General features: G+C 69.1%; 9 protein-coding genes, 1 pseudogene and 1 riboswitch. Of the genes and pseudogenes, 7 read left to right on the plus strand and 3 right to left on the minus strand.

Translation table 11 applies throughout. The annotated features are described in order from the left end of the window. Positions 1 to 47: 47 nt before the first annotated feature. Both folB and metE read right to left on the minus strand, forming a co-directional pair. Entirely contained in the window at positions 48 to 482 is a 435-nt protein-coding gene (folB, locus tag HRJ34_RS01290; protein WP_208633133.1) for a dihydroneopterin aldolase, read from the minus strand. Further along, positions 466 to 2,787, minus strand: coding sequence for a 5-methyltetrahydropteroyltriglutamate--homocysteine S-methyltransferase (metE, locus tag HRJ34_RS01295; protein ID WP_208633134.1), 2,322 nt, complete (start codon positions 2,785 to 2,787; stop codon positions 466 to 468). The genes folB and metE overlap by 17 nt, the downstream gene beginning before the upstream one ends. A gap of 275 nt (positions 2,788 to 3,062) precedes the next feature. After that, a riboswitch (cobalamin riboswitch) is annotated at positions 3,063 to 3,298 on the minus strand. 152 nt (positions 3,299 to 3,450) lie between these two features. Here metE and acnD point away from each other — a divergent pair. The 7 genes and pseudogenes from acnD (at position 3,451) to HRJ34_RS01325 (ending at position 11,298) form a co-directional block, all read left to right on the plus strand. After that, positions 3,451 to 6,078 (plus strand): Fe/S-dependent 2-methylisocitrate dehydratase AcnD, encoded by a 2,628-nt coding sequence (gene acnD, locus HRJ34_RS01300; protein ID WP_208633135.1) that lies wholly within the window; start codon positions 3,451 to 3,453, stop codon positions 6,076 to 6,078. Between the two features lie 38 nt (positions 6,079 to 6,116). After that, a pseudogene (prpF, locus tag HRJ34_RS01305) lies at positions 6,117 to 6,995 on the plus strand (2-methylaconitate cis-trans isomerase PrpF); the annotation flags it as partial. 68 nt (positions 6,996 to 7,063) lie between these two features. Beyond that, positions 7,064 to 7,261, plus strand: a complete 198-nt coding sequence (locus HRJ34_RS29405; protein WP_264319416.1) for a 2-methylaconitate cis-trans isomerase PrpF family protein — start codon at positions 7,064 to 7,066, stop codon at positions 7,259 to 7,261. A 141-nt stretch (positions 7,262 to 7,402) separates the two neighbouring features. Then, positions 7,403 to 7,672 (plus strand): hypothetical protein, encoded by a 270-nt coding sequence (locus HRJ34_RS01310; RefSeq protein WP_226948998.1) that lies wholly within the window; start codon positions 7,403 to 7,405, stop codon positions 7,670 to 7,672. Next, the gene (gene prpC / locus HRJ34_RS01315; protein WP_208633137.1) at positions 7,669 to 8,826 is read left to right on the plus strand and encodes a bifunctional 2-methylcitrate synthase/citrate synthase; all 1,158 of its coding nucleotides are present in this window, start codon (positions 7,669 to 7,671) and stop codon (positions 8,824 to 8,826) included. The genes HRJ34_RS01310 and prpC overlap by 4 nt, the downstream gene beginning before the upstream one ends. Positions 8,827 to 8,836: 10 nt before the next feature. Beyond that, positions 8,837 to 9,760 carry a methylisocitrate lyase gene (gene prpB, locus HRJ34_RS01320; protein WP_208633138.1) on the plus strand — a complete coding sequence of 308 codons (924 nt, stop codon included), beginning with the start codon at positions 8,837 to 8,839 and terminating at the stop codon, positions 9,758 to 9,760. A gap of 137 nt (positions 9,761 to 9,897) precedes the next feature. Further along, positions 9,898 to 11,298: a short-chain fatty acyl-CoA regulator family protein gene (locus HRJ34_RS01325; protein WP_208633139.1), complete on the plus strand. Its 1,401-nt coding sequence runs from the start codon at positions 9,898 to 9,900 to the stop codon at positions 11,296 to 11,298. Between the two features lie 65 nt (positions 11,299 to 11,363). Here the strand turns inward: HRJ34_RS01325 and HRJ34_RS01330 are convergent, their stop codons facing one another. Continuing rightward, complete coding sequence (locus HRJ34_RS01330; RefSeq protein WP_148218846.1) at positions 11,364 to 11,591, minus strand: hypothetical protein; 228 nt, start codon at positions 11,589 to 11,591, stop codon at positions 11,364 to 11,366. Between the last annotated feature and the right edge of the window lie 7 nt (positions 11,592 to 11,598).

Raw genomic sequence — 11,598 nt, forward strand, 5'->3', positions numbered from 1 at the left:
AGCCCGGTAACGGCCATTCCATCCAGCGTTGGCGACATGCCGATCGATCAGCCTGCGCCGTCGCGGTCGATCGGGCGGCGGCGGGTCATGGTGATGCCGACGTCGGCGAAGGTGCCGCCGATCGGGGCGTCGGGCTTGTGGACGGTGACCCGGACGATCTCGATCGCGGCGAATTCCGCCAGCAGCGTCCGGACGAGGGCGTCGGCGAGCGTCTCGATCAGCGACCAGGGCTCCCCGGCGATGATCGCGACCACGCGATCGTGGAGGCGCTTGTAGCAGAGCGTCGCATCGAGCCGGTCGCTCGCCACCGCCGCGCCGGTCGCGAGCCACCAGTCGACGTCGACGACGAAGCGCTGGCCGGCGCGGCGCTCGAAATCGAACACGCCGTGCCGGCCATGGACCTCGATCCCATGCAGGAACATGCGGTCGAGGCCCTCGTCGTCGGAGGAGGGGAGGCGCGGCCGGTCAGGCGAGAGCCGCACGGGCCGCCTTCGCCGCGTCGACCATCGCGACCAGCGCGGGCTTCACGTCCTCCCATTTGCGGGTCTTGAGGCCGCAATCGGGATTGACCCAGAGCTGCCGCGCCGACAGCCGCTCGCCGGCCTTGATCAGCAGGGCTTCCATCTCCCGCGTGGTCGGGATGCGCGGGCTGTGGATGTCGTAGACGCCCGGCCCGATCTCGTTCGGATAGGCATAGTCGACGAATGCGTCGAGCAGCTCCATCTTCGACCGCGACGTCTCGATCGAGATCACGTCGGCGTCCATCGCGCCGATCGACTCGATGATCTCGTTGAACTCCGAATAGCACATATGGGTATGGATCTGGGTCTCGTCGGCGACGCCCGCGGCGGAGATGCGGAAGCTTTCGACCGCCCAGTCCAGATAATGTTGCCAGTCGGCGCGGCGCAGCGGCAGCCCCTCGCGCAGCGCGGCCTCGTCGATCTGGATGATCCGGGCGCCGGCGGCTTCGAGGTCGAGCACCTCGTCGCGGATCGCCAGCGCGATCTGGCGGCAGGTCTCCTCGCGGGGCTGGTCGTCGCGGACGAACGACCAGTTGAGGATCGTCACCGGGCCGGTCAGCATCCCCTTCATCGGCCTGACCGTCACCGACTGGGCATAGTGCCACCAGGCGACCGTCATCGGCTTCGGGCGCGACACGTCGCCGTAGATGATCGGCGGGCGGACGCAGCGCGAGCCGTAGCTCTGCACCCAGCCGGCGCGGCTGAACGCGAAGCCGGCGAGCTGCTCGCCGAAATATTGCACCATGTCGTTGCGCTCGAACTCGCCATGGACGAGCACGTCGATGCCGATCTCCTCCTGCCAGGCGATCGCGCGCGCCGTCTCCTCGCGCAGGAAGCGTTCATAGCCGGCGGTGTCGAGCTCGCCCTTGTCGTGCGCCGAGCGCGCCTTGCGGACCTCGGCGGTCTGCGGGAAGGAGCCGATCGTGGTGGTGGGGAGCATCGGCAGGTTCAGCCGCGCCTGCTGCGCCTTGATCCGATCGGCGAAGGGGGCCTTGCGCCGGGCCCAGTCGCCGGTGATCCGCGCCGCTCGGTCACGGACCTTGCGATCGTTGGTCAGCGGCGAATTGCGGCGGCCCTGGATCGAGTCCGCATTGGCGAGCAGCTCGTCCGAGATCACGTAGCGGCCGTTCGACAGGCCGAGGCCCAGTAGCGAAAGCTCCTCGAGCTTCTGCGCGGCGAAGGCGAGCCAGTCCTTCACCTGCGGATCGAGCTTCGTCTCCAGCGCCAGGTCGATCGGCGTGTGCAGCAGCGAGCAGGACGGGGCGATCTGGAACGCCGACCGCGACTTCATGATCGGCTCGTAGCGATCGAGCAGGGCGGTGAGGTCGGCCTTCCAGATGTTGCGGCCGTCGATCAGGCCGAGCGAGAGCAGTAGGTCCTTGCGGGCCCCGGCCAGCACGGCGTCGAGCTGCTCGGGCGCGCGGACGAGATCGACGTGCAGGCCGGCGACGGGGAGCGACAGGGCGGTCTTCAGATTGTCGCCCAGCGCGCCGAAATAGGTGGCGAGCATCAGCTTGATGCCGTCGACCTTCGCCAGCTCGCCATAGGCCGAGACATAGGCGGCGCGGGCCGCGTCGCTCAGGTCGAGCACCAGCGCCGGCTCGTCGATCTGCACCCAGTCCGCGCCGGCGTCGCGCAGCCGGCCGAGCAGATCGGCATAGACCGGCAGCAGCCGGGGCAGCAGCGACAGCGGATCGAAGCCCTCGGCCTTCGACTTGGCCAGCAGCAGCCAGGTGACCGGGCCGAGGATCACCGGCCGGGTGTGATGGCCGAGCGCCCTCGCTTCCCTGAAATGATCGACCGGCTTGGCGGTGGCGAGCGCGAAGTCCTGGTTCGGCGACACCTCGGGCACCATGTAATGATAGTTGGTGTCGAACCATTTGGTCATTTCCTGGGCGGGCACGTCGCCGCCCTTGCCATGGCCGTGGGCGCAGCCCGCGTTGTCGGCGTCGGTGCGGGTGCCGCGCGCCATCGCGAAATAGACGGCGAGCGAGTCCGGCGCGCCGAGGCCGCGGTAGATTTCGGGGATCGCGCCGACCATGACGCTGGTGTCGAGCACCTGGTCGTAGAGCGAGAAGTCGTTGCTCGGGATCACCGCGATGCCGGCCGCCTTCTGGCGGTCCCAGGTCGCGGCGCGCAGGCGGCGGGCGGTGTCGAAGAGCTGGGCCTCGTCGGTCTTGCCGGCCCAATAGGCCTCGACGGCGGTCTTCAGTTCGCGGCGCGGGCCGATGCGGGGAAAGCCGAGATTGGCGGCAGTGACGGACATGAGTCATCTCCTTCGGCCGGGCGCTGTCGCCGGCCGTCATGGTGGTGGGGAATGGAAAGAGGTCAGCGCGCCGCGTCGGGCCTCGGAGGCCGGCGCGGCGCGCTATCGCATTCGGCCGGGCGGCCCGATGGCGTAGGGCTGGGGTCTGGACATCGACTCGACACCTGCTTTGCCGGGCGGAGGTCGACGGAAGAGCGCGCGAACGAACGGCCCCGGCGCATCGATGGCCGCGGGGCTTTCGTCGCGCGATCCACCGGAGGAACCCCCGTCCGAGGAACGTTATCGCGTCGGAGGCAGGTCTCCTGGCTCACGGGTCGTCACGGCGGTTCCGGCCTTCCCGGCGCTCCTCGCGGGGCGCCAGTGGCATGGTTGAAACCGCCGCTCGCCGCTTACAGTTGCGGGGGCAGCGCCGGACTCCGTCCTCGCGGACGCCACCGGCTTCCCGTCTTAGCCCTGCCGCGCAAACCCGTTGCCGGATCGCGAGCAGGGAACCTCGACAGCATCCATTGGACCGCATCGCGGCGTGGCTGTCAAGGCAGATATAAAGAAAACTTTATATGTTGTTCCCGCCTTCGCAAGCTTCGCCGATTTGCAAGCCGGCATCCGCAAATCTTCGCGCTTTCAGCCATGTTCGCGCCGAAGGCGCAGGCCGATAGGACGGCCATGTTTTCCCAGACCTTCCGCAAGAAGCTGCCGGGCACGGCCGTCGACTATCATGACGCGCGCGCGGCGATCGACGCCATCCGGCCGGGCGCCTATGACGGGCTACCCTATGTCTCCCGCGTGCTGGCCGAGCAGCTCGTCCGCCGCTGCGATCCGGCGCTGCTCGAAGACGCGCTGCGGCAGATCGTCGAGCGGCGGCGCGATCTCGACTTCCCCTGGTATCCGGCGCGGGTCGTCTGCCACGACATCCTCGGCCAGACGGCGCTGGTCGACCTGGCTGGTCTGCGCGACGCGATCGCCGAGGCGGGCGGGGACCCGGCCAGGGTCAATCCGGTGGTGCCGACCCAGCTCATCGTCGACCACAGCCTCGCGGTCGAGCATGGCGGGTTCGACCCGCAAGCCTTCGCCAAGAACCGCGCGATCGAGGATCGCCGCAACGAGGACCGCTTCCACTTCATCGAATGGACCCGGCGCGCGTTCGAGAATGTCGACGTGATCCCGGCTGGCAACGGCATCATGCACCAGATCAACCTGGAGAAGATGTCGCCGGTGATCCAGCTCCGCGACGGCGTCGCCTTTCCCGATACCTGCGTCGGCACCGACAGCCATACGCCGCATGTCGACGCGCTGGGCGTCATCGCGATCGGCGCCGGCGGGCTGGAGGCGGAGACGGTGATGCTCGGCCGCGCCTCGATGATGCGCCTGCCCGACATCGTCGGCGTCCGGCTGACCGGTCGGCGCGCGCCGGGCATCACCGCCACCGACATCGTCCTCGCGCTCACCGCCTTCCTCCGCGAGGCGCGCGTGGTCGGCGCCTGGGTCGAGTTCTTCGGGGAAGGGGCCGCCGCCCTGTCGATCGGCGACCGCGCGACCATCTCCAACATGTGCCCCGAATATGGCGCGACCGCCGCGATGTTCCATATCGACGGGCAGACGATCGACTATCTCCGGCTCACCGGCCGCGCGCCCGAGCAGGTCGCGCTGGTCGAGACCTATGCGAAAGCCGCGGGCCTCTGGGCCGACGCGCTGGAGACCGCCGAATATGAGCGCGAGCTGGCGTTCGACCTGTCGAGTGTCGGCCGCACCATGGCCGGCCCGTCCAACCCGCACCGGCGCCTGCCGACCAGCGCCCTGAAGGAGCGCGGCATCGCGACCGGCCTGGCCGAGGCGCAGGCCGAGGAACGCGCCGGCCTGCTCCCCGACGGCGCGGTGATCATCGCCGCGATCACGAGCTGCACCAACACGTCGAACCCGCGCAACGTGGTCGCGGCCGGGCTGCTGGCGAAGAAGGCCAATGCGCTCGGCCTGGCGCGCAAGCCGTGGGTCAAGACATCGTTCGCGCCGGGCTCGCGCGTCGCGCGGCTCTATCTGGAGGAGGCCGGGCTGCTGCCCGAGCTGGAGGCGCTCGGCTTCGGCATCGTCGGCTATGCCTGCACCACCTGCAACGGCATGTCCGGCGCGCTCGATCCGGCGATCCGGCAGGAGATCGTCGCTCGCGACCTCCATGCCGTCGCCGTGCTCTCGGGGAACCGCAATTTCGACGGGCGCATCCATCCCCATGCCCGGCAGGCCTTCCTCGCCTCGCCGCCGCTGGTCGTCGCCTATGCGATCGCCGGCACGATCCGCTTCGACATCGAGCAGGACGTGCTCGGCGTCGTCGACGGCCGGGACATCCGGCTCAAGGACCTGTGGCCGTCCGACGAGGAGATCGACGCGATCGTCGCCGCCAGCGTGAGGCCCGAGCAGTTCCGCCGGGTCTATGAACCGATGTTCGCGACGCGCAGCGATGCGGCGGAAGCGACCCCTCCGCTCTACGACTGGCGCCCCCGGTCGACCTATATCCGCCGTCCGCCCTATTGGGACACCGAGGGCATCGGCGCGCTGGCGGCCAGCCCGCGCAGCCTGACGGGGATGCGGCCGCTGGCGATCCTGCCGGACAATGTCACCACCGATCATCTGTCGCCGTCGAACGCCATCCTCGCCAACTCGGCCGCCGGCGAATATCTGGCGAGGATGGGTTTGCCGGAAGAGGACTTCAACAGCTACGCCACCCATCGCGGCGACCATCTCACCGCGATGCGCGCGACCTTCGCCAATCCGCAACTCGTCAACGAGATGGCGGTCGTCGACGGCGAGGTGCGGAAGGGATCGCTGGCCCGCGTCGAACCCGACGGCACGGTGATGCGCATGTGGGAGGCGATCGAGACCTATATCGGGCGCCGGCAGCCGTTGATCATCATTGCCGGCGCCGACTATGGCCAGGGCTCCTCGCGCGACTGGGCGGCCAAGGGTGTCCGGCTGGCGGGCGTCGAGGCGATCGTCGCCGAAGGGTTCGAGCGCATCCATCGCACCAACCTGATCGGCATGGGGGTGCTGCCGCTCGAATTCCGGCCGGGCACGACGCGGCTGACACTGGGGCTCGACGGCACCGAGACCTATGACGTGATCGGCCGGCGCATACCCGGCGCCGGGCTGACTCTGCTGGTCCGTCGCAGCGGCGGCGAGGCGATCGAGGTGCCGGTCGTCTGTCGCCTCGACACCGCCGAGGAGGCGTCGATCTACGAAGCCGGCGGCGTGCTCCAGCGCTTCGCCCAGGATTTCCTCGCCGCCGGGGTGGAGGCCGCCTGATGTCCGGCCTTCCCCAGCTCCGCATTCCCGCCACCTATATGCGCGGCGGCACCAGCAAGGGCGTGTTCTTCCGGCTGGAGGACCTGCCCGAATCCTGCCGCGTGCCGGGCCCGGCGCGCGACCGGCTGTTCCAGCGCGTGATCGGCAGCCCCGATCCCTATGCTGGTCATATCGACGGCATGGGCGGCGCCACCTCCAGCACCAGCAAATGCGTCATCGTCTCGCCGAGCACGCGGCCCGGCCATGACGTCGACTATCTCTATGGACAGGTCGCGATCGACACCGATTTCGTCGACTGGTCCGGCAATTGCGGCAATCTCTCCACGGCGGCGGGCGCCTTCGCGATCCACGCCGGCCATGTCGATCCGGCAAGGGCCTTGGACGGCGTCTGCACGGTGCGCATCTGGCAGGCCAATATCGGCAGGACGATCATCGCCCATGTCCCCGTCGCCGACGGCCGGGTGCGGGAAACCGGGGATTTCGAGTTGGACGGCGTGACCTTCCCGGCCGCCGAGATCGTCCTCGAATTCCTCGATCCGGCGGAGGACGATGGCGCAATGTTCCCGACCGGCAACATGGTCGACGAACTCGACGTGCCCGAGGCGATCGTTCCAGGCGGCAAGCTCCGGGCGACGCTGATCGACGCCGGCATCCCCACCATCTTCGTCGACGCGGCCGATATCGGCTATGCGGGGACCGAATTGCGCGATGCGATCAACGGCGATGTCGAGGCGCTCGCCCGCTTCGAAACGCTGCGCGCGATCGGGGCGGTGCGGATGGGCCTGATCGGTTCGATCGACGAGGCCGCGCGACGCCAGCACACGCCGAAGATCGCCTTCGTCGCGCCGCCGAGCGACTATGTCGCTTCGAACGGCCGGATCGTGCGCGCCGGGGAGATCGACCTGCTGGTGCGCGCGCTGTCGATGGGCCGGCTCCACCACGCGATGATGGGCACGGCGTCGGTCGCGATCGCGGCGGGGCGGCGGTGCCGGGCACGCTGGTCCATCGGGCGGCCGGGGAGGGGAGCGGGCCGTCCGTTCTGGCCACCCGTCGGGAACCCCTGCGCGTCGGCGCGGAGGCGAAGCTGGTCGACGGGCGATGGACCGTCGCCCGCGCGATCATGAGCCGCAGCGCCCGCATCCTGATGGAAGGCTGGGTGCGGGTTCCCGCCGACAGCTTCTGAGGCGGGTCGCGCCTTCGCCGAATTCGCAGCTTCGCAACGCCGCATCCGCAGATATCCGCCTTTTCAGCCATTCTCGCATCGCAGGCGCGAGCGGATAAGGTGCCCATGCTCTCCAACGCTCCCATATCCGGTCTCGATCTGATGGCGCTGATGGCGGACACCGCCGCCGCCTGGGCGTCGGCGCGGCTGCCCGGCGGGGTCCGCCTGTCCGCCTGCGAATCCTTCCGGCTCGCCGGGGGCTTCGGGGCGGGCGACGTCGAGGTCGAGAGCTGGGCGGTCGTCGAGGATCGCCAGTCCGTGACCGTATCGGTCTTCGCGACCGCGCCGCAGCACGGCGGCGGCCGTCGCATGGCGGGCAGCGGCCGCTTCACCTTCACCACCCTCCCATCCGAGAGGAAGTTCCGCGCATGAACGCCGATTTCAAACCCAAGAAGTCGGTGGCGCTTTCGGGCGTCACCGCCGGCAACACCGCGCTCTGCACGGTGGGCCGCACCGGCAACGATCTCCATTATCGGGGCTACGACATCCTCGATTTCGCCGAGACCGCGGCGTTCGAGGAGATCGCCCACCTGCTCGTCCACGGCGAGCTGCCGACCGCGACCCGGCTGGCCGCCTACAAGGCGAAGCTCCGCAAGCTGCGCGGGCTGCCGCGATCGGTGAAGGAGGCGCTGGAGGCGATCCCCGCCGCCGCGCATCCGATGGACGTGATGCGCTCGGGCGTCTCGGCGCTCGGCTGCGTCCTGCCCGAGACGCACGACCACAACCCGTCCGACGCCCGCGACGTCGCCGACCGGCTGATGGCCTCGCTCGGCTCGATCCTGCTCTACTGGTATCATTTCGCGCACAACGGCCGGCGGATCGAGGTCGAGACCGACGACGACAGCATCGGCGGCCATTTCCTTCATCTGCTCCATGGCGCCGCACCCCCCGAAAGCTGGGTGCGGGCGATGCACTGCTCGCTGATCCTCTATGCCGAGCATGAGTTCAACGCCTCGACCTTCGCCGCGCGTGTCATCGCCGGCACCGGATCGGACATCTATTCGGCGATCGCCGGGGCGATCGGCGCGCTGCGCGGCCCCAAGCATGGCGGCGCCAACGAGGTCGCCCACGAGATCCAGAAGCGTTACGCCACCCCCGACGAGGCCGAGGCCGACATCCGCTGCCGCGTCGCGGCGAAGGAGGTGGTGATCGGTTTCGGCCACCCGGTCTACACCGTCTCCGATCCGCGCAACGTGGTGATCAAGCGCGTCGCCAGGGCGCTGGCGGACGAGGCGGGCGCGCGGCGCCAGTTCGCCGTCGCCGAACGGATCGAGAGCGTGATGTGGGACGCCAAGCGCATGTTCCCGAACCTCGACTGGTTCTCGGCCGTTTCCTACGACCTGATGGGCGTGCCGACGGCGATGTTCACGCCGCTGTTCGTGATCGCGCGCACCTCCGGCTGGGCGGCGCATGTGATCGAGCAGCGCCAGGACAACAAGATCATCCGCCCGTCCGCCCATTATACCGGCCCGGAAAACCTGACCTTCGTGCCGCTCGACCAGCGCGGCGACGTGCTGGCGAATTGAGGAGACCGCATTGCCCTATCTGATCGCAGGCGAGCTTCCGCGCGAGAGCGCCGGCGCGCGCTTCCGCCGGCTGCTCGCGCGCCCGAACATCCTCCAGCTTCCCGGCGCGCACAACGGCCAGGCGGCGCTCCAGGCGAAGGCGGCGGGCTTCGAGGGGCTCTATCTGTCGGGCGCGGCGATGACGGCGTCGATGGGGCTGCCCGACCTCGGCATCATCACCGTCGACGAGGTCGCCTTCTTCATTCGCCAGATCGTCCGCGCGGCGGGTCTGCCGCTGCTGGTCGACGGCGATACCGGCTATGGCGAGGCGCTCAACGTCATGCACATGGTCCGCGCCTTCGAGGATGCGGGGGCAGGGGCCGTCCATCTGGAGGATCAGATCCTCCCCAAGAAATGCGGCCACCTCAACGGCAAGAAGCTGGCCGACGCGCATGACATGGCGGCGAAGGTCGCCGCCGCGAAGAAGGCGGCGCGCGACATCGTGATCGTCGCGCGGACCGATGCGGCCGGAGTCGAAGGGTTCGATGCAGCGGTCGATCGGGCGAGGCTTTATGTCGAGGCCGGCGCCGACGCGATCTTCCCCGAGGCGCTGAACACGCGCGAGATGTTCGAGAGGTTCGCGCGGGCGATGCCCGACGTCCCGCTGCTCGCCAATATGACCGAGTTCGGCCGGACGCCGTTCTTCACCGCGTCCGAGTTCGAGGCGATGGGCTATCGTATGGTGATCTGGCCGGTCTCGTCGCTGCGCGTCGCCAACAAGGCGCAGGCCAGGCTCTACGCCGCGATCCGGCGTGACGGCGGCACCCACGCCATGGTCGACGAGATGCAGACCCGCGCCGAGCTCTACGAGACGATCGGCCTGCACGCCTATGAGGCGCTCGACGCCTCGATCGTCAGGACGATCGTGCCGGAAGCGATCCCGCAGGCGGGCTGAAGCGCGAAGGCGCCCGATCTGTTTTGCATGTTTCGCAATATCCGCATTATGTTATACATTGAAATATAACGGAATATGCGAAGATTTGCGGAGAGTTGTCCGCAGATTTGCAAATTTTGCGAAGATCGGATCGGGCGATGCGGAAGGCCTATATGGGCGTGCGGCTGAAACGGCTGCGCGAGGAACGGAACCTCAAGCAGGTCGAGCTGGCCAATGCGCTCGGCATCTCGTCGAGCTACCTCAACCAGCTGGAGCAGAACCAGCGGCCGCTGACGGTGCCGGTGCTGCTCAAGATCAACGCGGCGTTCGGCATCGACGTGCAACTCTTCTCGGAGGACGAGGAAGCGCGCCTCATCACCGAGCTGCGCGACGCGCTGGCGGAAGGATCGGAGAGCGTCTCGATCGCCGAGATCCGCGAGCTGGCGATGAACATGCCCGCGGTGGGCCGCACGCTCGTATCGCTCCATCGCCGCTACCGCGAGTCGGTCGAGCGCGGCGAGGCGATGGCGGCGCAGCTCGGCGACGACTGGATCGCGGGCGGTCCGGCGCGGATGCCGTTCGAGCAGGTGCGCGATTTCTTCTACGCGCGGCACAACCATGTCGAGCCGCTGGACGAGGCGGCGGAGCGGCTCTACCGGCAGGCCAATCTGGGGCCGCGATCGGTGCACCAGGGGCTGGTCGCCTGGCTGCGGGAGCGGCACGGCGTCCAGATCGTCTGGGACGAGGGCGGCGGCGCGCAGCGGCATTATGACCCGGTCCGCCGCATCCTCCATCTCTCGGCCGACCTGCGGCAGGGGCAGCAGGCCTTCCAGATGGCGACCCAGCTCGCCTTCCTCGAACTGGGCGACGTCATCGGGCGGCTGTCGGACAGCAGCATCCTGACGGGCGACGAGGCGCGGCGGCTCGCGCGGGTCGGGCTCGCCAATTATTTCGCGGGGGCGCTGATCCTGCCCTATGGCGACTTCCTCGCCGCCGCCGAGGCCGAGGGCTATGACATCGCGAAGCTCGGCCGACGCTTCGGCGTCGGGTTCGAGACGATCTGCCACCGCCTCTCGACCCTGCAACGCCCCGAGGCGCGGGGCGTCCCCTTCTTCTTCGTCCGGGTCGATCGTGCCGGCAACATCTCGAAGCGCCAGTCGGCGACCGACTTCCACTTCTCGCGCGTCGGCGGAAGCTGCCCGCTGTGGAACGTCTATGAGGCCTTCGCCCAGCCGGGCCGGCTATTGACCCAGATTGCCCAGATGCCGGACGGCCGCAGCTATCTGTGGATCGCGCGGACGGTGGACCGGGGGAGCGCCGGCTACGGCATGCCGGGCAAGAGCTTCGCGGTCGGCCTCGGCTGCGACATCCGCCATGCCGGCCGGCTGGTCTATTCGCGCGGCCTGGACCTGACCGATCCGGCGGCGGCGACGCCGATCGGCGCGGGCTGCAAGGTCTGCGAGCGGCCGTCCTGCCCGCAGCGGGCCTTTCCGCCGATCGGCCGGCCGGTGGCGATCGACGAGAATCGCAGCGCGCCCACGCCCTATCCGGTCGCCTGACCGTCGCGCTTCGCGCTCGGAGTCTGGTTGGGAATGCGCCCTTCCGCGCATTTCCAAACAGACTCTCAGCCCATCTCCCCGGTGCGGAACCAGCGGCGCAGCACCGGCATGCGCGCCAGCTCGCAGCCGCAATGGCGGCAGCGGCCATGCTCGACGCCCTGATCGTCGGTCCGCACGTCGGCCGCGACGATGTGGCGGCCGGCGCGGCAGTTGCGCGAGATTTCGGCGATCATGCGCGGGTGGCGCTTGCGGCCGCGGATCGGGGGCAGGACGGCTGGCTGGTCGGTCGACATCGACATC

Source organism: Rhizorhabdus wittichii (assembly GCF_017607425.1).
Classification (GTDB): domain Bacteria; phylum Pseudomonadota; class Alphaproteobacteria; order Sphingomonadales; family Sphingomonadaceae; genus Rhizorhabdus; species Rhizorhabdus wittichii.